Origin of the sequence: Micrococcus sp. UYEF5 (genome assembly GCF_040546065.1) — a bacterium.
In the GTDB taxonomy this organism is placed as follows: domain Bacteria; phylum Actinomycetota; class Actinomycetes; order Actinomycetales; family Micrococcaceae; genus Micrococcus; species Micrococcus luteus.
Map to the genome: position 1 here is coordinate 86,011 of NZ_JBEPNB010000003.1, position 21,367 is coordinate 107,377.

Consider the following 21,367-nt stretch of genomic DNA (forward strand, 5'->3'; position numbering starts at 1 on the left):
CGGAGCGTACCGCTCCGGTCCCGGCGCCCGGCCGGCCCGCACGCAGACCCCCGACGCCCCGACCCCGGGCGGCGCCCCCGTCAGGCGGAGGGCAGGCGCAGGACCAGGTCCGCCGCGGCGCGCGGGGCGTGCCGGGCCAGGTAGTCCTCCTCCTGTGCGGCCCAGCGGTCCCAGTGCGGGGCGAAGGTCTCACCGTCCCGGGCCAGCGCCCGCGTGCGCCGCGCGGGGGTCTCGAGCTCGAGCCACACCGCCAGGTCGAGCAGCGGTCGGGCGGCGGTGCTGAGCGCACCCACGCCCTCGCACACCACGACGTCGGCCGGCGCGGTCCGCCGCGGCGGACCGGGGGCGGCGCGGTGCCAGTCCCACGTGGTCCAGGTCGCCGTGCCCCGCTCCCGCAGCGCGCGCACGACGGCCGGGTAGGGGCCGTCGTCGCCCACCGCGGCGGCCAGCCCGTCCCAGCCCTGGTACATGGACTCGATCTCGATCACCTCGACGCGCGCGAACGGCGCGATCCGGGCCGCGAGCGCGGCGGCGAGGACGGTCTTGCCCGACCCCGAGCGGCCGTCCAGGCCGATGAGCGCCGGTCGGGTCACGGGTCCTCCGGGGTGGGGTCCGTCAGCGCGGCGGTGGCCGCCTCGAGCACCCGCACCGCGGCCCGCAGCTCCGCGACGGAGAACCCCTCGAGGGCGGCGCTCAGCCGCTGGGACATCGGTTGGAACGCGCGCTGCCCGTCGCGGCGGGCCGTGTCCGTGTGCTCCACCAGCACGCGCCGCCGGTCGCCCTCGTCCCGGCGGCGGCGGACGTGGCCCGCGGCGGCCAGGCGGTCCACGAGGGCGGTGGCCGAGGCCCGGGTGAGGTGCAGGTGGGCGCCGAGGTCCGAGGCGGTGACGGGCTCACCGGCCGCCGCGCGGGCCATCAGGTACGCGAGGGCTCTGAGGTCCGTGCGATGCAGGCCGACGCCGCGGCCGGCCTCGTCGACGGCGTGCTCCGCGCTCTCGCTGAAGACGCGCAGCGCGTGGACCACGGCGAGATGCTCCGCGGGGGCGGAGGGGGGCTGCGTGGTCATGGCCGGGAGTCTAGCCAGCCCCCATGGTTGTTTGATCATCGAACCATCCCCTACGCTCGGGGGCATGCCCACCGCGCCCGACCTGTCCGCCTTCCGCACCCCCGCCGCGCCGGGGCGTCCCCCTCGGGGGCTGCGGCTGGGCCTGGCCGCGGCGCTCGCCGTGGTCTGGTTCGCCGTGCTCGGCCTGGGCGGCCCCGTGTTCGGCGCGATCGGCGACGTCTCCTCGAACGACCAGGCCACCTTCCTGCCGGCGTCGGCCGAGTCCACCCGCGCGGGGGAGGAGGCGGCGGCGTTCCAGGACGGTGAGGCCGTGCCCGCCGTCGTCGTGGGCCCGGCGAGCACCGCGGACCCCGCGGCCGCCTTCCCCGCGCTCGCGGACCTCGCGGGCCTGTTGGGCGAGGTGCCGGGCGTGGTCGACGTCGCCGGTCCGATCCCCTCCGAAGACGGTGCGGCGGTGCAGTTCCTGGCCTTCGTCGACTCCTCGGCCGGGGCTGAGCGACCCGTGGCCGACGTGGTGGCCGACCTGCGGGAGGTCGTGGCGGACCCGGCGGCCGCCGCCCCCGCCCTCGCCGGGACCGTGGCCGCGGACACCGAGTGGCACGTGGGCGGTCCGGCGGGCCTGGTCGCGGAGCTGGGCGGCGCGTTCGCGGGGATCGACGGGCTGCTGCTGCTCGTGGCGCTCGCGGTGGTGTTCGTGATCCTCGTGGCGGTCTACCGCTCCGTCCTGCTGCCGGTCCTCGTGCTCCTGACGGCCGTGGCCGCGCTCTGCGGCGCGATCGTGGCCGTCTACGGGATGGCCCTGGCGGGCTGGATCCAGCTCAACGGCCAGGCCCAGGGCATCCTCTCGATCCTCGTGATCGGCGCGGCCACGGACTACTGCCTCCTGCTCGTGGCCCGGCACCGCGAGGAGCTGCTGGTCCGCGCGGAGGTCGGGGAGGCGCTGCGGGCCGCCGTGCGCGGGTCCTTCGGCGCGATCACCGCGTCCGCCTCCACCGTGGCCCTCGCCCTGCTGATCCTGATGGCCTCGGACCTCAACTCGACGCGCTCCCTCGGCCCCGTGGCCGCCACGGGTGTGGCCTTCGCGTGGCTCGCCGCCCTGACCCTGCTGCCGGCGCTGCTGCGGCTGACCGGGCGTGCCGCCTTCTGGCCCACGATCCCGTCCCCCGAGCGCGCGCGCCGTCGCACGGAGCGCCGCGCCGCCCGGGGCCGGGCCTTCACCCCGCCGCGCGACGGCGCGGGCCGGCCCATCGCCGGCCTCGAGGAGGACCACGGGGTGTGGACGCGGGTGGGCACCGTTGTCGCGCGCCGGCCCCGCCCCGTCTGGGTCGCCACGACAGTCGGGCTCCTCGCCCTCTGCGGCGGCCTGCTGCAGCTGCGCGCGGACGGCGTCGCCCAGGAGGACGTGCTGCTCGGCGACTCCGACGCCCGGCAGGCCCAGGCCCTGCTGAGCGAGCACTTCGACGCCGGCGCGGGCGCTCCCGCCCAGATCCTCGCGCCGGCCGGGGACGCCGAGGCGGTGCTCGCCGCCGTCGCGGAGGACCCCGGCGTGGCCGAGGCGGAGGTCACCGCGGACGCCCCCGGGACCGCCGCGGTCCCGCCCCCGAGCGCGCTCGAGGCGGAGGGCGGGACGGGCGCCGCGTCCGCGCCGGAGCCGCAGCCTCGCGTGGTGGACGGCCGCGTGCTGGTCTCGGCCACCCTGGCGGACCCGGGCGAGTCCCTCGCCGCGCAGCAGACCGTGGCCCGCCTGCGCGACCGGCTCGCGGATCTCCCCACCTCGGGCGAGATCCTCGTGGGCGGCCCGGCGGCCCAGGCGTTGGACACGAACGTCACCACGCAGCGCGACCTGCGGGTCGTCATCCCGCTGATCCTCGCGATGCTGCTGGTCATCCTCGCGGTGCTGCTGCGCTCGCTCCTGGCGCCCGTGCTGCTCGTGGCGGCCACCGTGGTCAGCTTCGGTGCGGCCCTGGGCGTCTCGGCCCTCGTGTTCCGGCACGTGTTCGGCTTCGAGGACGCCGACCCCACCGTGCCGCTGTACGGCTTCGTCTTCCTCGTGGCGCTCGGGATCGACTACACGATCTTCCTGATGACCCGGGCGCGGGAGGAGACCCCGCGGCACGGCACGCGGGCGGGCGTGCTGCGCGCCCTCACCGTCACGGGCGGGGTCATCACCTCGGCCGGCGTCGTGCTGGCGGCCACCTTCGCCGCGCTCGCGGTGATCCCGCTGATGTTCATGGTGCAGTTGGCGTTCATCGTGGCCTTCGGCGTGCTGCTGGACACGCTGATCGTGCGCTCCCTGCTGATCCCGGCGCTCGTGCGGGACATCGGCCCGAAGGTGTGGTGGCCGGCGAAGGTCGACTGAACCGCGCAGGAGGGAGGGGCCCGACCGTCAGTGCGGTCGGGCCCCTCCGGTGCACGGGCGCCTCAGGGGCGCGCGGTCACTTCTTCTTGGCCTTCTTCGCGTCCGACTTCTTCGTGCGCCCGGCCTTCGGGGCGGGCGCGGACTGGGCGCCCTTCACGCGGCCCGCGGCGGCGGCCTCGGTGGTGGTGCCTGCGCTGCTCAGCCGGCCGTCGTCGGTGGTCAGGAACGAGCGCATGAACCACTGGAACAGCTCGAGCTGGGCCACCTGGTCGATGAGGATGTCCTGCGTGACCGGGTCGAGGTCCTCGGTGGCGTCGATCGCGGCGCGGTGGTCCGTCACGACGCCGTCGTAGACGAGGTCCAGGGCGGCCAGGTGCTCCAGGGTCGACGCGCGGCCCAGCGTGTAGTCGTCCCACGTGCGGGCGGCCACGAGCGCGCCCGGGGTGCCCGCGGGGGAGACGCCCAGGGTGGCGATGCGCTCCGCGACGACGTCGACCATGCCGCGGACCAGCTCGATCTGGGGGTCGAGCATCTCGTGCACGCCGATGAAGCCGGGGCCCACCACGTTCCAGTGGGCGTGCTTCAGGGTGAGCTGCAGGTCGTTGAGGGCGTGCAGGCGGCCCTGGAGGATCTCGGCGGTGCGGCGGCCCGTGCTCAGGGACAGGCCCGGGACGGTGTACTCGGCGGCGTTCTTCTCGGCCATGGTGGCGCTCCTTCTCCGTCGGGACGGGCGCGCCGTCGGCGACGCCCCGTGATCCGCCATCCAACCGCGCGAGACCCCCGCGCTTCCAGGGCCGGGCGCCTGCACCGGAACGGAGCGCAGACGAATCCGGGGCCTCGGGAATGGATCGTGGACGGCCCGCGTTGACCCTCGCAGAAGCAGAAGTGAGTGAAGTCGACTCAGGTTCACTTGACAGTCCACCGCCCCGGTGGCAACCTGAGTCATGAAGGCTCAAGTCCCTGCGGCGCCGGTGCCCCGGCCCGCCGGTCCGGCCCCCGCTTCACCGTCAGACAGGAAGGACCCCATCATGTCCCGTGCAGTCGGCATCGACCTCGGCACCACCAACTCCGTCGTCGCCGCCCTCGAGGGTGGCGACCCGGTCGTCATCGCGAACGCCGAGGGCGCCCGCACCACCCCGTCCGTCGTCGCGTTCTCCAAGGGCGGGGACGTCCTGGTCGGCGAGGTCGCCAAGCGCCAGGCCGTCAACAACCCCGAGCGCACCTTCGCGTCCGTCAAGCGCCACATGGGCACCGACTGGACCGCCGAGGTGGACGGCAAGAAGTACACCCCGCAGGAGATCTCGGCCCGCACGCTGATGAAGCTCAAGCACGACGCCGAGGAGTACCTGGGTGAGAAGGTCACCGACGCGGTGATCACCGTGCCCGCCTACTTCAACGACGCCGAGCGCCAGGCCACCAAGGAGGCCGGCGAGATCGCGGGCCTGAACGTCACCCGTATCATCAACGAGCCCACCGCGGCCGCCCTGGCCTACGGCCTGGAGAAGGGCAAGGAGGACGAGCTCATCCTGGTCTTCGACCTGGGCGGCGGCACCTTCGACGTGTCCCTGCTCGAGGTCGCCAAGGACGAGGACGACTTCGCCACCATCCAGGTGCGCGCCACCGCCGGCGACAACCGCCTCGGCGGCGACGACTGGGACCAGCGGATCGTGGACTGGCTGCTCCAGCAGGCCAAGTCCAAGGGCGCGGACCTGTCCAAGGACAAGATCGCCCTGCAGCGTCTGAAGGAGGCAGCGGAGCAGGCCAAGAAGGAGCTCTCCTCGGCCACCTCCACCAACATCTCGCTGCAGTACCTGTCCGTGACCCCCGAGGGCCCGGTGCACCTGGACGAGCACCTCTCCCGCGCCAAGTTCCAGGACCTCACCAAGGACCTGCTCGAGCGCACCCGCAAGCCGTTCGAGGACGTCATCAAGGAGGCCGGCGTCAAGGTCTCCGACATCGACCACGTGATCCTCGTCGGCGGCTCCACCCGCATGCCCGCCGTCTCCGACCTGGTGAAGGAGCTGACCGGCGGCAAGGAGCCCAACAAGGGCGTGAACCCGGACGAGGTCGTCGCCATCGGCGCCGCGGTGCAGGCCGGCGTGCTCGCCGGCGAGCGCAAGGACGTGCTCCTGATCGACGTGACCCCGCTGTCGCTGGGCATCGAGACCAAGGGCGGCGTGATGGCCAAGCTCATCGAGCGCAACACGGCCATCCCGACCAAGCGCTCCGAGACGTTCACCACGGCCGAGGACAACCAGCCCTCCGTGTCCATCCAGGTCTTCCAGGGCGAGCGCGAGTTCACCCGGGACAACAAGGCGCTGGGCACCTTCGAGCTGACCGGCATCGCCCCGGCCCCGCGCGGCATGCCCCAGATCGAGGTCACCTTCGACATCGACGCGAACGGCATCGTGCACGTCTCCGCGAAGGACAAGGGCACCGGCACCGAGCAGTCGATGACCATCACGGGCGGCTCCTCGCTGTCCAAGGAGGACATCGACCGCATGGTCAAGGACGCCGAGGCCCACGCGGACGAGGACAGGAAGCGCCGCGAGGCCGCCGACCGCCGCAACCAGGCGGAGCAGTCCGCGTACTCCGTGGACAAGCTCCTGCAGGACAACGCGGACAAGCTGCCCGAGGACGTCAAGACCGAGGTGCAGGCCGACGTCGACGCCCTGAAGGCCGCCCTGGAGAAGCAGGACAACGACGACGAGGTCGCCGCCGCGTTCGAGAAGCTCCAGGCCTCCCAGGTCAAGATCGGCGAGGCCCTCTACGCCCAGCAGGGCGCGGAGTCGGCCGACGCCGGCGCCGAGTCCGCCGCCCCGCAGGGCGACGACGAGGACATCGTCGACGCCGAGGTGGTCGACGAGGACGACGAGAAGAAGGCCTGACACCCCGGGGCCGGGGCGGGCGTCCACGCCCGCCCCGTCCCGAGACCCACGACGCCGGCGGGCCGGCCCGGCAGCGCCCCTGCCGGGCCGGCCCGCCGGCCTTCCCGCACCACCCCCCGCGCGGCGGACCCGCCGCGCCCACCCAGCTTCGAAAGGACACACCATGAGCGCCGACCAGCAGCGTCCGCACGGCTCCTCCGACGCCGAGCGTGGCTCCGAGGAGGAGCCCATCGTGTTCAACGACCGTCGCCGCATCGACCCCGAGACCGGTGAGCCCCGGGTCTCGGCGGAGAGCGCGGCAGAGCAGGCCGAGGACGGCGACGCCCTCGCCCAGGCCGAGCGCATCCTCGACGAGGCCGGCGCGCAGGCCGGGACCGAGGCGCCGCAGCCCGAGGCCTCGGACCGCGAGGCCGAGCTCGAGGCCGACCTGCGCCGGCTGCAGGCCGAGTATGTGAACTACAAGCGCCGCGTGGACCGCGACCGCGACCTGGCCAGGGACGCCGGCGTGCTCAAGGCCGTCACCGCGCTGCTGCCGGTGCTCGACGACATCGACGCCGCCCGCGCCGCCGGCGACCTGACGGACGGTCCGTTCGCCGCCATCGCGACCAAGCTCGACACCGCCCTGGCCGGCCTGGGCCTCGAGCGCCATGACCAGGAGGCGCTGGCCGGCGTCGAGTTCGACCCGGCCGTGCACGAGGCCGTGATGCGCCAGCCGCACGCGGAGGTGCCCGCGGACCACGTGGTCCAGGTCTTCCGCAACGGCTACGTCCGGGACGGCCGCGTGCTGCGCGCCGCCCAGGTGATGGTCTCCGCCGGAGACGAGTGACCCCGTCGGCCGGCGGCCCACCCCGCCGCCGGCCGACCCCCCTGACCGATGCACACGAGAGGAGGCACCATGGCCTCGCAGGATTGGATGGACAAGGACTTCTACGCGACCCTGGGGGTGTCCAAGGACGCCTCCGACGCGGACGTGAAGAAGGCCTACCGCAAGCTCGCCCGCATGTACCACCCGGACCAGAACCCCGGGGACGAGGCGGCCGAGAAGAAGTTCAAGGAGATCTCGGAGGCGTACGCCGTCCTGAGCGACCCCCAGGAGCGGCAGGAATACGACGCGATCCGCGCGATGGGCGGCGGGGCCCGGTTCTCCGCCCCGGGCGGTGCCGGCGGCGGAGGCTTCGAGGACGTCTTCGGCGGCATGTTCGGCGGCGGGGGCGGCCCCCGCGCCACGCAGTCCGAGCCCGACCTGTCCGACCTGTTCAGCGGGATGTTCAGTGGCGCCGCCGGCCAGCCCGGCGGCTTCGGCCCCGGCGGCTTCGGCGACGCCGGCTACGCACGGCCGCGCCCCACGAAGGGCGCGGACCGCACCGCCACCACCACGATCTCCTTCCGCGGCTCGATCCAGGGCACCACGGTGTCCCTGCGCGGCCCGGACGGCGAGACGATCGAGGTGAAGATCCCGAAGGGCATCCGCGACGGCCAGAAGGTCCGTGCCCGCGGCAAGGGCTCGCCCGGCCCGGCCGGCCGCGGCGACCTGCTGGTCACCGTGCACGTGCGCGAGCACGAGTTCTTCCGCCGGGACGGGGACGACCTGCGGATCACCGTGCCGATCACCTTCCCCGAGGCCGCCCTCGGCGCCACGATCGAGGTGCCGACGCTGGAGCGCCCCGTGAAGGTGAAGGTGCCGGCGGGCTCCCAGTGTGGCCGCGTGCTGCGCCTGAAGGGCCGCGGTGTCGAGCGCGGGAAGACGACGGGTGACCTGCTCGTGGAGCTGCGCGTCACCGTGCCCACCACGCTCAACGACGACGCCCGCGCCGCCGTCGAGGCCCTGCAGTCCGCCACTGCCGGCGACGATCCGCGGCGGGAGCTGGCCCGGAAGGCAGCCTGGTGAGCGCCCGCGACGGCGCCGCCCGTGCGGACCGGGGCCGCGAGGGGGGTCCCGACCGGCACGCCCCGGTCTTCGTGATCTCCGTGGCCGCCGAGATGGCGGACATGCATCCGCAGACCCTGCGCCAGTACGACCGGCTCGGCCTCGTGGTCCCCGCCCGCCAGGACGGACGGCACCGCCGCTACTCCCTCGCCGACGTCGAGCGGCTGCAGACCGTGCAGACCCTGAGCCGTGAAGGCATCTCGCTGGAGGGCATCCGCCGCGTGATCGCGCTGCAGCGCGAGGTCGAGCAGCTGCAGGACACCGTGGTCGAGCTGGCTGCCCAGGTGGACCGCCTCCACCACGCCTCCCGCCTGGCCCGCGTCTTCACCGTGGGCTCCGGCGGTGACGTCTCGGCCCGCTACGCCGACCGGATGGCCGTCCGCCGTCACGCCGCGGCACGGGCCGGGGCGGACACCGCGGGCGAGGCCTGCCCGAGCGGCCTGCGGAGGCTGCCCTCCGGCGTCGCAGGCCTCCGACGGGTGCCCACGTGGCAGTCCGAGCAGGACTGAGCCGGGCGTCGTTCGGGGCAGCCGCGCGGTCCCGCGTGCAGGAGCGGCTGCGCGCCGACATGGCCCGGCGCGACGGCCTCGGCCGGCAGGCCCGGAGCGCCCTGGACGGGATCGTCCACGCCCTCAAGCCGGAGGGCATGGACCCGCACCTGCCCGCCCGGCATCTGCTGGACTACGTCCTCGAGGGCCCGGACGGGCCGCGCGCGGTGGTCGCCGCGGGGGACCCCGCGACCGCCACCCACCTGACCTGGCTCGTCTCCGGCATGGGCATCCGCCCCCAGACGGCCTTGTGGGGGACGGCCCGGGAGGCCGCCCACCTCGCCGCCGCCCAGCGCGCCGCCGGCGCACCCCGCCCCGTCGTCATCGGGTGGCTCGGCTACCCCGCACCCACGCCCTGGCGGGTGGTGCTCGACGGCCCCGGCCGGCGCGGCGGCGCGATGCTCGCCGCGGATGTGCGGGCCTGGTGGGAGTTCCTGCGCCACGGGCCGGGGGAGGACGACGATGTCGCCCCGGCCCTGCGCGCCCGCGGGACCGCCGTGCACGGGGCCGTGGAGGCCCACTCGTACGGCTCGCTCGTGGCCGCGCACGCCCTGCGCCTGCTCGCGGACCGGGGCCTGCAGCCCGACGACGCGGAGGCCCCGTGGCCGGCCGAGCGTCCCGTCGAGGCCCTCGTGGTCTCGGGCACGGTCGGCCTGCCCGCCGCCCTGGCGGCCCGTTCCGCGCACCTCGGCCTGCGGTCCGGGCGGACGTTCCGCGCCCTGGCCCCGGGCGATCTCCTCGCCCGGGTCGGCCGCGCGGTCGGCCGTCGTCGGGACTGGACGGACGCCGCCGTGCTGCCGGTGGCCCCGCGGCCCGGCCTGGCGGGGGCCGCCGTCCGCGGCCACCGCACGGCCCGCTGGTCGCCGACGGCCCCCGAGGACGCCCCGAGGGGCTACCGGGACGCCGGGTCCGTGACGCTCGCGGCGACCGCGCGGGTGACCGCCGGCCTGCCGCTGTCGCCCGTTCCGGACGGCGCCGACCCGGCCGGGCCGGTCGCCCCGGCCTGAGCGACCCCGTCGGGCCCCGTGCTCAGCGGCGGCGGTACGCCAGGTCGAACACGAGCCGCCCGGCCCGCTGGGACTTCGCCTCGAAGCTCGTGATCGGTCGGCCCTCGAACCGGGGCGCCCAGCCGCCGTCGTGGTCCACGGGGTCCGCGGCCGCCGCGCCGGCCCGCGCCTCGCCCAGGCCGGCGCGCAGGGGGCGCTCCTCCTCGGCCGCGCTCTCCCATCCCGCGGGCAGCGGCTGGGCACCCACCTCGGTCTCCCTGCCCTCGCGGCGCACCCGCGTGAGCGGGGAGTCCTCGCCCGCGGCGCGCCCGGGGAAGAGGTTCTCGAACTCCGGGTGCGCCTCGAGCACCTCGCGCATCTGCACGGCGTAGCCCGACCAGTCCGTCGCCAGCCGCAGCACCCCGCCGGGGGTGAGCACCCGCGCCACGCGGTCCGCGAAGGCGGGGGAGACCAGGCGGCGCTTGTGGTGCCGCTTCTTGTGCCACGGGTCCGGGAAGAACACCCACACCTCGGAGACGGAGCCGGGCGTGAGCAGGGCGTCCAGCAGCTCGGGGGCGTTGGCCTCCACGGCGCGGACGTTCTCCAGGCCCTGCTGCTCCACGCGCGTCATGAGCGCGGCCAGGCCGGGCACGTAGACCTCGACGGCGAGCACGTTCCAGTCCGGCCGGTCGGCGGCGGCCTGCGCCGTTGACTCGCCCAGCCCGGAGCCGATGTCGACCAGCAGGGGGGCCTCGCGCCCGAACACCCCCGCCCAGTCCAGTCGGGCCTGGCCGTCCACCGAGGTGGCGCCGCGGCCGCGAGGCACGTCCACGAGGACCCGCTCCGCCTGGCGGTCCCACACGGCCTGCCGCCCCGCGTTCAGGCGCGCACCACGTCGGACGAAGGAGACCGGCTCCCGTCGGACGAGGGCGGGGTCCTTGTCCCGATTGTGGTCGTGCGCGTGGACGCGCTCGGCGGGCGGCGGCACGGCGTCGGGGCCGGGTGCGTCCGGGCAGGGGCGGGGCAGGTGCTCAGTCATCGCCCCGATCCTGCCACGGCCGCGCGTCGACGGTGCAGACCGCGGCCGACGACGGCGCCCGGCGCCGGGGTCAGGGGGTGCTGCTGGAGCGGTCCCCCGACGTGGGCGACGCGGACGCGGAGGCCGTGGTGGCGGTCGGCTCGGGTGCGGACTCGGTCGGGTCCGGCGCAGGGTCCGTGGCCGGCGCGCTCGTGGACGGACCGGACGCGCTCGTGGACGGACCGGACGGGCTCGGGGACGTCGGGGTCGGGGACGTCGGGGTCGGCGTCGCGGAGGTCGGCGTCGGGTCGGGGGTGCTCGGCGTCGGACTGCCGGATCCCGTGCCCGACGGCGAGGACGAGGTGGGGGGAGACGACGGGGAGGACGGCGTGGCCGAGCGGGTGGGCGCGGGGGCCGAGGAGGACGGGGCCGTGCTGCTCGGCACCGGGGTGGTCACGCTGGGCGTCGGGGCCGCCGTGTCGGCGGGCGCGGACGGGGGCGGCACGGGTGCGCCGGTGGCCTCCTCCGTCCACGAGGACGTCTCGGGCTCCGGCTCGGGGGCGGGCTCCGGCTGCTGCTCCTCGGGGGTCGGGGTGGAGCGGTCCGGCAGACGCAGGTCGGCGGGGGCGGAGGCGGCGTCCGCGGCGACGTGGCCCAGGTCGGACAGCCAGGCGGTCGCCGTGTCCCGAGGGATCCGCACCGTCAGCACGCCCGCGGCGGCCGGCGCCATGGACGCCTGGTCCGCCTCGAGCATCAGGCTGCCGTCCGGCAGGAAGACCACCGCGTCCCAGACGCGACGGTTCTCCACCTGCTCCGGGGCGTCGACCGCCGAGTCCAGGCGCGAGCCGATCACGTCCGGGTCGTTGGCCATGCGCTGGCGCACCTCGGCGCGGAACGCGTCCCAGCCGTCGGGGGTGAAGAGATCGGCGGTCTCGAGCACGCGGTCCTCGCGGGCCGAGTACCAGATCACGTGCGAGGTGGACACGGAGTCCGTGCCGCGCCGCTCCGTGGCGAGCAGGCGGGCCGCGGCGATGTCCTCGGCCACGACGGCGAGCTGCGGCTGGATCTCCAGGCGCGGGTCCGCGCTCGGGTCGGTGTCCCGGCGGTACTGGTCGATCTGGTCGCGCACGGCCCCGGCCATGGCGTCCGTCCAGGCCGGCGCCCCGGACACCTGCAGCCACGCCCCGTGGTGGTCCGGGTCCTCGCCCTCGAGCACGGCGACGCTCGCCTCCGGCACCCGCTCGAGGTCGTGTGAGGGGACCTCGACCGTGAACGGGGCCATGTCCATGGACGGCAGGGCGGAGGCCGCCGTCGTGGCGGGCGCAGGCTCGGGCTGCGGCTCGGTGCGAGCACAGGCGCTCAGCGCCACCAGGGCGACGGCGGCCAGGCCGAGGGCCGCGCGGCCACGGCGGGGGGAGGGCAGGACGGGGTGCATGCGATTCACTTCCGGTGGTCGGAGGACTCCAGGATGGCCTCGACGCGGGCGGCCATCTCATCCGCGGTCGGCGGGCGCCAGTCCGGGTCGTTCCGGCGGCGGGCGTCACGGCGCAGGCGCAGGACCACCCAGATCGCGAGGAAGGCCAGGATCAGGACCAGGACGATGTTGGAGAAGACGTCCGCGTACTCGGAGACGACGTGGAACCGCTCCCCGAGCGCGTAGCCGCCGTAGACGAAGATCGCGTTCCAGATCAGGGAGCCCAGCGCCGTGAACAGGGTGAACTTCGCGAGGTTCATCCGCTCGATGCCCGCGGGGATGGAGATCAGGGAGCGGAACACGGGGACCATGCGGCCCAGGAACACGGTCCAGTAGCCGTATCGGATGAACCAGCGCTCGGTCTTGGCCACGTCCTCCATGTCCACCAGCGGCATGCGGTCCGCGAGGCGGTACATGCGGTGGCGGCCGAGCCACGCGCCGAGGCCGTAGAGGGCCAGCGCTCCGACGATCGAGCCGACCGTCGCCCAGACCAGCGCGGCATGCGGGCTGAAGGCGCCGCCGGCCGCGGTGAAGCCTGCCAGGGGCAGGATCACCTCGGACGGGATGGGCGGGAAGATGTTCTCCGCGAAGACGGCCAGGCCGACGCCGATCGGGCCGACCGCCTCCATGATGTCCACGACGATGTTGCCGAGCCAGCCGTAGTCGGTGGGCGCGGCGGCGGCCACGGTCAGGGGTGCGACGAGGGGGAGCATGCGCCCCATTGTCCATCATCGACCGCCTCCGCGACGTGGTGGAGGCGCCGACGTCGTCCGCTCTGCGCGCACAGCCGCGCCTCCGGGCGGGCGGGAGCGGGCTGCCGTTGGTACTGTCGGAGGTGCAGACCGCTCACCGACCGTTCGCGCCACACCCCACTCCACGTGCGTGCCGCGGGCCCTACTGGAAGGAAGACTCCATGAGCATCGTCCAGATTCCGCTGCGCCTGGCCTCCGGCGCGTTCATCCTGAACTCCGGCCTGAACAAGCGCGGCATCTCCGCGGAGCAGGCCCAGGGCCTGCGCGACATGGGCGCCCGCGGCCTGCCCGCGCTGGCCAACCTGTCGCCGGAGCAGTTCAAGAAGTTCCTCGTGACCACGGAGATCGGCGTGGGCTCGGCCCTGCTGGCCCCGTTCGTCCCGGGCTGGCTCGCCGGCTCCGCCCTGACCGCGTTCTCCGGCGGCCTGTTCTCGATGTACCTGAACACCCCGGAGATGACCGAGGCCGACGGTGTGCGTCCGTCCCAGGAGGGCACCGGCGTCGCCAAGGACATCTTCCTGGTCGGCTCCGGCCTGGCCATCACCGCCGACTCCGTGGCCAACCGCCCCGGCAAACGCCGCAAGGCCGCCAAGAAGCGCGCCGCCCGCATCGAGGGCGCCCGCGACGCCAAGGTGCAGGCCATCCGCGACGCCCAGGACGAGAAGGTCGCCGCGATCCACGCCGCCCGTGAGGAGCAGGTCGCCGCGCTGCGCGAGGCCCGTGACGAGCTGAAGAAGCTGCGCAAGAAGGCCTGACGCCTCCGCCGCACGCGTGAGGGGCCCCGCCCGGACCATGGTCCGGGCGGGGCCCCTCACGCATGTGCCCGCCCACCGGGCGGGCAGGCTCAGAGGTCGATCTCGGTGGGGTGCAGCACGCGGCGCAGGAAGTCCTGGGTGCGCGGCTGCTGGGGGTCGGAGATCACCGCGGCGGCCGGGCCGGCCTCCACCACGACGCCGCCGTCCATGAACACGACCCGGTCGGCCACCTCACGGGCGAAGCCCATCTCGTGGGTGACCACGAGCATGGTCATGCCGTCGCGGGCCAGCTGACGCATGATCGCCAGGACGTCGCCGACGGTCTCGGGGTCGAGGGCCGAGGTGGGCTCGTCGAAGAGCATCAGCTGCGGGTCCATGGCCAGCGCACGGGCGATCGCCACGCGCTGCTGCTGGCCGCCGGAGAGCTGGTCCGGGTAGCGGTCCTCGAGCTCGGCCAGGCCCACGCGGGCCAGCTGCCGACGGGCGATGTCCGCCGCCTCGGCCTTGCCCCGCTTGAGCACCTTGAGCTGGGCCACGGTGCAGTTCTCCAGCACGGACAGGTGCGGGAACAGGTTGAACTGCTGGAACACCATGCCCACGTGGCGGCGCAGCACGTCCAGGTCCACGTCCTCGTCCGTGACCGTGAACTCACCGACCGTGACGACGCCCGAGTCGGGCTTCTCCAGCAGGTTCACGCAGCGCAGGAGGGTGGACTTGCCCGAGCCGGACGGGCCGATCAGGCACACGACCTCGCCAGGGGCGACCTCGAGGTCGATGCCGCGCAGCACGTGGTTGGCGCCGAAGGACTTGTTGAGGCCGGCCACATGCACGCCGGCGGCGTCCGCGGCGGCCACCGCGCCGAAGGATCCGGTGATGGGGTTCTGCTGGGCCATCTCAGTGCCCCTTCTTGGTCGAACGGGCCTCGAACCGGCGGGCCAGCAGGGACAGCGGCACGGTGATCACGAGGTAGAACAGGCCGGCCACGAGGATCGGCGTCATGCCGGCGTCGAGGGCGGAGATGCCGTCGCGGCCGAACTTGGTGAGCTCGTACTCGTGCGCGGCCAGGCCGAGCACGTAGACCAGCGAGGAATCCTTGGTCAGGAGGATGACCTCATTGGTGAGCGGCGGCAGCACGATGCGGAACGCCTGGGGGATCACGATGGTGACCATGGCCCGCCACGTCGGCATGCCGAGGGACCGGGCCGCCTCCATCTGGCCGCGGGGCACGGCCTGCAGGCCGGCACGCAGGGTCTCGGCGATGTAGGCGGCCGAGACCATGCCCAGGGCCGCCATCACGACGACGGGGATCGGCCAGGACACCCCGAACGCGAAGGGCACCCCGTAGCCGAAGGCGAGGAACACCAGCAGCGCGGGGACGCCGCGGAAGAACTCCACGTAGGCGGTGGCCAGCCACCGGTACGGGCCGAACGAGCTCAAACGCATGAGCGCGAGCACGATGCCGCCCAGCAGGCCGACGACGAACGAGGTGACCGTGTAGAACAGCGTGTTGCCCAGCCCCACGAGGATCACGTTGGGGAACATCGGGGCCACGGCGGGGAAGTTCAGGACGTTCTCGGCGAGCGCGCCCCAGTCGATGAGGACGGCCAGGACGACGAGGGCGAGGACGAAGACGGCCGCCTGGATGATCAGGGACAGCCGACGACGGCGGCGCGCGCGGCCGGGCTTCAGGGCCGGTGCCGGCGAGACGGGGGCCTGCGTGCTCATCGGTAGTCCTCCTGTGCCTGACCGAACCAGCGCTCCTGGAGCTCGGCCACGGTGCCGTCGTTGCGCAGCTCCTGCAGCGCGCGGTTCACGGCGGAGCCGAGCTGCGCCTTCTGCGGGCCGACCGCCATGCCGAGCTGCTCGCCCGTGGGCAGCGACTCGACCACCTCGAAGCGATCGTCGTCCTTGAGGGAGTAGAGCAGCACGGACTGGTTGCCCAGGGCGGCGTCCACGGTGCCGGCCTGGAGGGCCTGGATCTGCATGCCGCCGTCCTCGAACTGCACGGGGCTCAGGCCGTTCTGCTGGGCGTACTCGTCGCCGGTGGTCGCGGCCTGCACGCCGATCCGACGGCCCTTCGCGGAGTCGACGTCGGTGATGCCGGAGCCCTTCTTCGCGACCAGGACGAGGTCGTCGTCGAGGTAGGGGAGGGTGAAGGCCATGACGCGCTGGCGGGCCTCGGTGATGGAGATCGACGAGGCGTTCACGTCGCAGCCGGTGAGCGAGGCACCCGACTCGATGGCCTCGAAGGAGGAGTCGATCACGTTCACCCCGAGACCCAGCTCCTCCGCCACCGCCTCGACCAGCTGGATGTCGTAGCCGGTCAGCTCACCGTTCTCCTCGAACTCGAAGGGCGGGTAGGGGATGTCGGAGCAGACCGTCAGGACGCCGGGCTGGACGAGGCCGTACGAGGTGCTCAGGTCGTCGTCGGACACGATGCCGGCGGATCCGGCGTCGCCGCCGAGGACGGCGCAGCCGGTGAGCAGCGCCGCCGACGCGGTGAGCCCCACGGCGCCGAGGAGGCGGGAGTGGATGCGGGTCATGGAGTGCCTTCTGGGCCGCCGTCGGGAGGACGGGCGTGCGGGTCGGAGGGAGCCGGCAGAGTGACGTGTTCCGCCGTGATTGGTGGTCATCGTAGTGCGTCGGGGGCCGTCGCGGGCGCCGGGAGACGACTCGTCCCCGCGGAGCGAGCCGATCGACCGGTGGCCCTGCCGCGGCCCGCCTCGGCAGACGAAGACTGGCCTTGCGCTGTGGAGATTGTCAGGCTGGTCACATCGTCGTCACCCGGTCTGAGAGGTCTCTCATGCTCCGCACCGCCGCCCCCGCTCGCCCCGCTGCCCCCCTGTCCCTGCTCGCCGTGGGCGCCCTCGCGCTCGTCGGCTGCGGTGGGGGAGGCGGCGAGGCCTCGTCCTCCTCGGCCGACGCGTCCGAGTCCGCCCCGACGGGGGCCGGCTCGGGCCTCACGGCCGAGCAGGAGGAGCGCGTGGAGGCGCTCGAGGACGTCCTGCTCACCCCCGAGACCGCGCCCGACGGCGTGTTCACGGACATGGAGACCCAGGCCGGCGGCGGCGGGGAGCCGATCAGCACCAGCCTGAGCCTGACGGGCGTCACCCCCACGGGCGCCTGCGCGGACCTCATCGAGCAGATCAACACGCAGCAGGCGCCCGGGCTCGGCGGTGCGCTGGCCCAGTACGAGGTGGACCCGGACGCCGTCACCGGCCTGGCCGGCTCCCAGGCCGGGGCGTTCGGCATGGTCGCGGTCACCGACGACGGCACCGATCTGCTGGCGCCCTTCGGCGAGCTGGCCGACACGTGCGGCACGTTCGGCGACCCGGACGGCGTCGAGGCGGCCTTCACGAAGGTGCCCGGCGTGCCGGACGCGGTCCACATCGCCCTGGGGAACTCGGGCATGGACACGGCCGTGTTCACCATGACCGTCGGCGGCGTCACGGACGGGGACGAGCTCGTGTACCTCGGCATGGTGGGCCTCGACGAGGAGATCGCGGCCGAGACGCTGCGTGCCCAGGTCGAGGCGTTCGAGAAGCGGGAGCGCTGACCTCTCAGTCGTCGGGCCGGGGCGTCGGCTCGAGGCGGGCGCCGTCGTCGGACACCGGGTCCGCGTGGAACGGGCTGCCCGAGCTGACGTCCTCCGGGCCTCGCCGTCCCGACTCGACCGCGAGGAGGCGCCCCTCCTCGGAGAGCAGGGGTGTGGCCTCGATCGTGAGGTCCTCGCCGGCGCGCACGGCGTCGGCTACGAGCCGGGCCAGGCGGCGGTTGCGGGCCTCGTACCGTTCGGAGTCCTCGAGCACCGCGGTGTGCCGCGTCGCCAGCTGGATCTCGACGGAGGCGTCGATGCCGACGGCCAGCTGGCGGGCACGCAGCACCTCCGCGTCGAAGGCGGCCCCGGCCAACAGCACGATGCACGCCACCCACGCGAGGGCGAGCACGCCGATCGCGGAGTTGATCCGCCCGACCACGGCGAACTGGCCGAACCGGTCCGTGATCCAGCCCAGGGCCACGGTGGCGCCGAAGAGCAGGACCACCACGGCCACGGCGCCGAGCGAGAGCGGGCGGTAGCGGGGCTGCCGGACGTTGGGACCCAGGCGGTAGGCGAGGGTCACGATCAGGGCGATCACCACGAGGATGACCGGCCACTTCACCACGTTCCACGTCTGGACCGTCTCCTCCGGCAGGCCGACGGCCTGGCCGAGGCGCTGGGAGAGGTCCCCGCCGACGACCACCAGGATCGTGATCAGCACGGCGCCGAGCATGAGGGCGAGGGTCTCGACGAAGACCACGAGGCGGAAGTGGAGGAAGGGCCGGCCCTCGCGGGTGTCGTGGATGCGGTGCATGGCCCGGTGGAACGCGGCGACGGCGCCCGAGGCGGACACCACGGTGCCGACGGCCCCCAGGACGACGGCGCCGGTGCCGGGCCCGGCCGAGCCGAGGGTCAGGATCCACTCGCGGACGACGTCGGGCGTCAGCGACGGCCAGATCTCGGCGGCCAGGTGCGCCGCGGCGTCCACGGTCTCCTCCTCGACGCCCAGCAGCGAGACCACGGAGAGCAGGGCGACCACGGTGGGCAGCAGGGACAGCGCCCCGAAGAAGGTCATGGCGGCGGCCACGTCCCAGACCTGCAGCTCGAGGAGCCGGTGCAGGGTGCGGCGCAGGACGTACAGCAGGGACACCCGCGGTCGGGTGTACGTGCGGAGGCGCCGGGGCGCCGCTCGGGAGCCGGCCATGGCACCAACGTACCGGCGCGAGGGGGAATAGCCCTGGTGCGTGGAGGGTTGAGCTATATAGACTCAACTTCGTCTGCGGCGGGAACGGCCCGCGGTCGACGGTTGTCCGACACCCCGGGACACGGGAGAGAAGGAGCCAGTAGCCCATGGATGCCAAGTTCACCACCAAGAGCCAGGAGGCGCTCTCGGCCGCGGCCATGAACGCCTCCACCGCCGGCAACCCCCAGGTCGAGCCGGCCCACCTGCTGAAGGCCCTGATGGACCAGCGGGAGTCCGTCGCCGTGGCCGTCCTCAAGGCCGCCGGGGCCGACCCCGACGCCGTCTCCACGGCGGCCTCCTCGGCCATCCGACGCCTGCCCTCCACCCAGGGCAGCACGGTGGCCCAGCCCCAGTTCTCGCGCGCCGCCCTGCAGGTCGTGCAGAACGCGCGCACCCAGGCCGAGCAGCGCTCGGACGAGTTCGTCTCCACCGAGCACCTGCTGCTCGGCGTGGCAGCGGACTCCGGCGAGGCCGGTGAGGCACTGCGCTCGAACGGGGCGAGCCTCGAGGCGCTCGCCGCCGCCCTGACCCAGGTGCGCGGCGACTCCCGCGTCACCACTCAGGACCCGGAGAACACCTTCCAGTCCCTGGAGAAGTACGGCACGGACCTCACCGAGCTCGCCCGCTCCGGCAAGCTCGACCCGGTGATCGGCCGCGACGCCGAGATCCGCCGCGTGGTCCAGGTGCTCTCGCGCCGCACCAAGAACAACCCCGTGCTCATCGGCGAGCCCGGCGTCGGCAAGACCGCCGTCGTCGAGGGCCTGGCCCAGCGGATGGTGGCCGGGGACGTCCCCGAGTCCCTGCGCGGCAAGACGCTGATCAGCCTGGACCTGGGCGCCATGGTCGCCGGCGCCAAGTACCGCGGCGAGTTCGAGGAGCGCCTGAAGGCCGTCCTCGAGGAGATCAAGGCCGCCGAGGGTCAGGTCGTCACGTTCATCGACGAGATCCACACCGTCGTGGGCGCGGGCGCGTCCGAGGGCGCCATGGACGCGGGCAACATGCTCAAGCCCATGCTGGCCCGCGGCGAGCTGCGCCTGATCGGCGCGACCACCCTGGACGAGTACCGCGAGAACATCGAGAAGGACCCCGCCCTGGAGCGCCGCTTCCAGCAGGTCTACGTGGGCGAGCCCAGCGTGGACGACACGATCGCCATCCTGCGCGGGCTCAAGGAGCGCTACGAGGCCCACCACAAGGTGGCCATCGCCGACTCCGCGCTCGTGGCCGCGGCCGCGCTGTCCGACCGGTACATCACCGGCCGCCAGCTGCCCGACAAGGCCATCGACCTCGTGGACGAGGCCGCCTCGCGCCTGCGCATGGAGATCGACTCCGCCCCCGAGGAGATCGACGTCCTGCGCCGCCAGGTGGACCGCCTGACCATGGAGGAGCTCGCCCTCGAGGGCGAGACGGACCCGGCATCCGTCGAGCGGCTCGAGGCCCTGCGTGCCGAGAAGGCGGACCGCGAGGAGGAGCTCACCGCCCTCACCGCCCGCTGGGACGCGGAGAAGGCCACCCTGAACGAGGCCGGTGACCTGCGCGCCAAGGTGGACGAGCTGCGCTCGCTGGCCGAGAAGGCCCAGCGCGACGGCGACCTCGCCGAGGCCTCCCGCCTGCTGTACGGCGAGATCCCCGCGCTGGAGAAGCAGCTCGAGGAGGCGGACCGCGCCGCCCGCGAGGCCGACCGCTCGGCCACCGAGCCGATGGTCTCCGAGGAGGTCACGGCGGACGACATCGCCGAAGTGGTCTCCGCGTGGACCGGCATCCCCGCGGGTCGCATGCTCACCGCCGAGTCCGAGAAGCTGCTCACCATGGAGGAGCACCTCGGCGAGCGGCTGATCGGGCAGCGGGACGCCGTCGTCGCCGTCGCGGACGCGGTGCGCCGCTCGCGGGCCGGCATCGCGGACCCGAATCGGCCCACCGGCTCGTTCCTGTTCCTGGGCCCCACGGGCGTGGGCAAGACCGAGCTCGCCAAGGCGCTCGCGGAGTTCCTCTTCGACGACGAGCGCGCCATGGTGCGGATCGACATGTCCGAGTACGCGGAGAAGCACTCCGTCTCCCGCCTGGTCGGCGCCCCTCCGGGCTACGTCGGCTACGACGAGGGCGGCCAGCTCACGGAGGCCGTGCGGCGCCGGCCGTACTCGGTGGTGCTGCTGGACGAGGTGGAGAAGGCCCATCCCGAGGTCTTCGACATCCTGCTCCAGGTGCTCGACGACGGCCGCCTCACCGACGGCCAGGGCCGCACCGTGGACTTCCGCAACGTGATCCTGATCCTCACCTCGAACCTGGGCTCGCAGTTCCTCGTGGACCCGACCCTGGATGAGGCCGCCAAGCGCGAGTCCGTGATGTCCGTGGTGCGCGGGGCGTTCAAGCCCGAGTTCCTCAACCGCCTGGACGAGATCGTGCTGTTCGACGCGCTCACCGTGGCCGAGCTGACGCGGATCGTGGACCTGCAGGTCGCCTCCCTGCAGGCGCGCCTGACGGACCGCCGCCTCACCCTCGAGGTGTCCGACGCCGCCAAGGCGTGGCTCGCCGAGACCGGGTTCGACCCGGCCTACGGCGCCCGCCCGCTGCGCCGCCTGGTGCAGCGCGAGATCGGCGACCAGCTGGCCCGCGCCCTGCTGGCCGGCGAGATCACGGAGGGGGACACCGTCGTCGTGGACCGCGCCGAGGGCGAGAACGGCCTCACCGTGGCCCGGAAGGGCTGACGCCGGGACCGACGGGCCGTGTTCCTCCTCCCTCTGGCACGTCGGGGCGGTTTCGGGTGGTATCCGGCCTGGATACCACCCGAAACCGCCCCCGACGGCATCTGTGAGACG

Annotated in this window: 19 protein-coding genes; 9 read left to right on the forward strand and 10 right to left on the reverse strand. The window is 74.0% G+C overall.

The window, feature by feature from the left end; genetic code table 11:
- Positions 1–80: 80 nt before the first annotated feature.
- Together ABIB16_RS04060 and ABIB16_RS04065 are read right to left on the reverse strand one after the other, a co-directional pair.
- Positions 81–593 carry a nucleoside/nucleotide kinase family protein gene (locus ABIB16_RS04060; protein ID WP_044658845.1) on the reverse strand — a complete coding sequence of 171 codons (513 nt, stop codon included), beginning with the start codon at positions 591–593 and terminating at the stop codon, positions 81–83.
- Entirely contained in the window at positions 590–1,066 is a 477-nt protein-coding gene (locus tag ABIB16_RS04065) for a MarR family winged helix-turn-helix transcriptional regulator (protein ID WP_044658846.1), read from the reverse strand. Before ABIB16_RS04065 ends, ABIB16_RS04060 begins: the two co-directional genes overlap by 4 nt.
- 64 nt (positions 1,067–1,130) lie before the next feature.
- Between ABIB16_RS04065 and ABIB16_RS04070 the strand changes: the two genes are divergently transcribed.
- Entirely contained in the window at positions 1,131–3,425 is a 2,295-nt protein-coding gene (locus ABIB16_RS04070) for an MMPL family transporter (RefSeq protein WP_354436065.1), read from the forward strand.
- A gap of 76 nt (positions 3,426–3,501) precedes the next feature.
- Here ABIB16_RS04070 and ABIB16_RS04075 read toward each other — a convergent pair whose 3' ends face one another.
- Positions 3,502–4,128 carry a Dps family protein gene (locus ABIB16_RS04075; RefSeq protein WP_044658848.1) on the reverse strand — a complete coding sequence of 209 codons (627 nt, stop codon included), beginning with the start codon at positions 4,126–4,128 and terminating at the stop codon, positions 3,502–3,504.
- A 325-nt stretch (positions 4,129–4,453) separates the two neighbouring features.
- Between ABIB16_RS04075 and dnaK the strand changes: the two genes are divergently transcribed.
- From dnaK to ABIB16_RS04100, 5 genes are all read left to right on the forward strand, one after another.
- Positions 4,454–6,313, forward strand: coding sequence for a molecular chaperone DnaK (gene dnaK / locus ABIB16_RS04080; protein WP_123244405.1), 1,860 nt, complete (start codon positions 4,454–4,456; stop codon positions 6,311–6,313).
- Between the two features lie 163 nt (positions 6,314–6,476).
- A complete protein-coding gene (locus ABIB16_RS04085; protein ID WP_078026124.1) occupies positions 6,477–7,139 on the forward strand; it encodes a nucleotide exchange factor GrpE in 663 nt (220 codons plus the stop codon).
- Positions 7,140–7,208: 69 nt separating this feature from the next.
- Positions 7,209–8,201: a DnaJ C-terminal domain-containing protein gene (locus ABIB16_RS04090; RefSeq protein WP_078026125.1), complete on the forward strand. Its 993-nt coding sequence runs from the start codon at positions 7,209–7,211 to the stop codon at positions 8,199–8,201.
- Positions 8,198–8,749 carry a heat shock protein transcriptional repressor HspR gene (locus ABIB16_RS04095; RefSeq protein ID WP_020626477.1) on the forward strand — a complete coding sequence of 184 codons (552 nt, stop codon included), beginning with the start codon at positions 8,198–8,200 and terminating at the stop codon, positions 8,747–8,749. The genes ABIB16_RS04090 and ABIB16_RS04095 overlap by 4 nt, the downstream gene beginning before the upstream one ends.
- On the forward strand, positions 8,728–9,795 hold the full coding sequence (locus tag ABIB16_RS04100) for an alpha/beta hydrolase (RefSeq protein ID WP_230259732.1): 1,068 nt from the start codon (positions 8,728–8,730) through the stop codon (positions 9,793–9,795). The genes ABIB16_RS04095 and ABIB16_RS04100 overlap by 22 nt, the downstream gene beginning before the upstream one ends.
- A gap of 22 nt (positions 9,796–9,817) precedes the next feature.
- On the opposite strand, the gene trmB is transcribed toward ABIB16_RS04100, so the two are convergent.
- From trmB to ABIB16_RS04115, 3 genes are all read right to left on the reverse strand, one after another.
- Positions 9,818–10,813 carry a tRNA (guanosine(46)-N7)-methyltransferase TrmB gene (trmB, locus tag ABIB16_RS04105; RefSeq protein ID WP_020626479.1) on the reverse strand — a complete coding sequence of 332 codons (996 nt, stop codon included), beginning with the start codon at positions 10,811–10,813 and terminating at the stop codon, positions 9,818–9,820.
- A 70-nt stretch (positions 10,814–10,883) separates the two neighbouring features.
- The gene (locus ABIB16_RS04110; protein ID WP_043280891.1) at positions 10,884–12,227 is read right to left on the reverse strand and encodes a hypothetical protein; all 1,344 of its coding nucleotides are present in this window, start codon (positions 12,225–12,227) and stop codon (positions 10,884–10,886) included.
- A 5-nt stretch (positions 12,228–12,232) separates the two neighbouring features.
- Positions 12,233–12,979 carry a DedA family protein gene (locus ABIB16_RS04115; protein ID WP_036382290.1) on the reverse strand — a complete coding sequence of 249 codons (747 nt, stop codon included), beginning with the start codon at positions 12,977–12,979 and terminating at the stop codon, positions 12,233–12,235.
- A 200-nt stretch (positions 12,980–13,179) separates the two neighbouring features.
- On the opposite strand from ABIB16_RS04115, the gene ABIB16_RS04120 reads away from it, so the two are divergent.
- On the forward strand, positions 13,180–13,773 hold the full coding sequence (locus tag ABIB16_RS04120; protein WP_113913835.1) for a hypothetical protein: 594 nt from the start codon (positions 13,180–13,182) through the stop codon (positions 13,771–13,773).
- An 89-nt stretch (positions 13,774–13,862) separates the two neighbouring features.
- On the opposite strand, the gene ABIB16_RS04125 is transcribed toward ABIB16_RS04120, so the two are convergent.
- The 3 genes from ABIB16_RS04125 to ABIB16_RS04135 are packed head-to-tail and all read right to left on the reverse strand — an operon-like array spanning position 13,863 to position 16,316.
- Positions 13,863–14,666, reverse strand: a complete 804-nt coding sequence (locus tag ABIB16_RS04125; RefSeq protein ID WP_036339321.1) for an amino acid ABC transporter ATP-binding protein — start codon at positions 14,664–14,666, stop codon at positions 13,863–13,865.
- 1 nt (position 14,667) lies between these two features.
- Positions 14,668–15,498: an amino acid ABC transporter permease gene (locus ABIB16_RS04130; RefSeq protein WP_052006995.1), complete on the reverse strand. Its 831-nt coding sequence runs from the start codon at positions 15,496–15,498 to the stop codon at positions 14,668–14,670.
- Positions 15,495–16,316: an ABC transporter substrate-binding protein gene (locus ABIB16_RS04135; protein ID WP_036382225.1), complete on the reverse strand. Its 822-nt coding sequence runs from the start codon at positions 16,314–16,316 to the stop codon at positions 15,495–15,497. The genes ABIB16_RS04130 and ABIB16_RS04135 overlap by 4 nt, the downstream gene beginning before the upstream one ends.
- A 260-nt stretch (positions 16,317–16,576) precedes the next feature.
- Here ABIB16_RS04135 and ABIB16_RS04140 point away from each other — a divergent pair, with 260 nt between their 5' ends.
- Positions 16,577–17,329, forward strand: coding sequence for a hypothetical protein (locus ABIB16_RS04140; protein WP_228062970.1), 753 nt, complete (start codon positions 16,577–16,579; stop codon positions 17,327–17,329).
- A 4-nt stretch (positions 17,330–17,333) separates the two neighbouring features.
- On the opposite strand, the gene ABIB16_RS04145 is transcribed toward ABIB16_RS04140, so the two are convergent.
- Positions 17,334–18,515 (reverse strand): YihY/virulence factor BrkB family protein, encoded by a 1,182-nt coding sequence (locus ABIB16_RS04145; RefSeq protein WP_036382227.1) that lies wholly within the window; start codon positions 18,513–18,515, stop codon positions 17,334–17,336.
- 146 nt (positions 18,516–18,661) lie between these two features.
- On the opposite strand from ABIB16_RS04145, the gene clpB reads away from it, so the two are divergent.
- Positions 18,662–21,256: an ATP-dependent chaperone ClpB gene (clpB, locus tag ABIB16_RS04150; protein WP_052006996.1), complete on the forward strand. Its 2,595-nt coding sequence runs from the start codon at positions 18,662–18,664 to the stop codon at positions 21,254–21,256.
- Positions 21,257–21,367: the final 111 nt, after the last annotated feature.

Bases quoted from the DNA above. Each gene is read 5' to 3' on its own strand.
- ABIB16_RS04085 (WP_078026124.1), top strand. From the start codon at position 6,477: ATGAGCGCCGACCAGCAGCGTCCGCACGGCTCCTCCGACGCCGAGCGT.
- ABIB16_RS04075 (WP_044658848.1), bottom strand. From the start codon at position 4,128: ATGGCCGAGAAGAACGCCGCCGAGTACACCGTCCCGGGCCTGTCCCTG.
- ABIB16_RS04115 (WP_036382290.1), bottom strand. From the start codon at position 12,979: ATGCTCCCCCTCGTCGCACCCCTGACCGTGGCCGCCGCCGCGCCCACC.
- ABIB16_RS04120 (WP_113913835.1), top strand. From the start codon at position 13,180: ATGAGCATCGTCCAGATTCCGCTGCGCCTGGCCTCCGGCGCGTTCATC.
- ABIB16_RS04130 (WP_052006995.1), bottom strand. From the start codon at position 15,498: ATGAGCACGCAGGCCCCCGTCTCGCCGGCACCGGCCCTGAAGCCCGGC.
- trmB (WP_020626479.1), bottom strand. From the start codon at position 10,813: ATGACTGAGCACCTGCCCCGCCCCTGCCCGGACGCACCCGGCCCCGAC.
- ABIB16_RS04140 (WP_228062970.1), top strand. From the start codon at position 16,577: ATGCTCCGCACCGCCGCCCCCGCTCGCCCCGCTGCCCCCCTGTCCCTG.
- clpB (WP_052006996.1), top strand. From the start codon at position 18,662: ATGGATGCCAAGTTCACCACCAAGAGCCAGGAGGCGCTCTCGGCCGCG.
- ABIB16_RS04110 (WP_043280891.1), bottom strand. From the start codon at position 12,227: ATGCACCCCGTCCTGCCCTCCCCCCGCCGTGGCCGCGCGGCCCTCGGC.
- ABIB16_RS04135 (WP_036382225.1), bottom strand. From the start codon at position 16,316: ATGACCCGCATCCACTCCCGCCTCCTCGGCGCCGTGGGGCTCACCGCG.
- ABIB16_RS04145 (WP_036382227.1), bottom strand. From the start codon at position 18,515: ATGGCCGGCTCCCGAGCGGCGCCCCGGCGCCTCCGCACGTACACCCGA.
- ABIB16_RS04090 (WP_078026125.1), top strand. From the start codon at position 7,209: ATGGCCTCGCAGGATTGGATGGACAAGGACTTCTACGCGACCCTGGGG.
- dnaK (WP_123244405.1), top strand. From the start codon at position 4,454: ATGTCCCGTGCAGTCGGCATCGACCTCGGCACCACCAACTCCGTCGTC.
- ABIB16_RS04125 (WP_036339321.1), bottom strand. From the start codon at position 14,666: ATGGCCCAGCAGAACCCCATCACCGGATCCTTCGGCGCGGTGGCCGCC.
- ABIB16_RS04070 (WP_354436065.1), top strand. From the start codon at position 1,131: ATGCCCACCGCGCCCGACCTGTCCGCCTTCCGCACCCCCGCCGCGCCG.
- ABIB16_RS04065 (WP_044658846.1), bottom strand. From the start codon at position 1,066: ATGACCACGCAGCCCCCCTCCGCCCCCGCGGAGCATCTCGCCGTGGTC.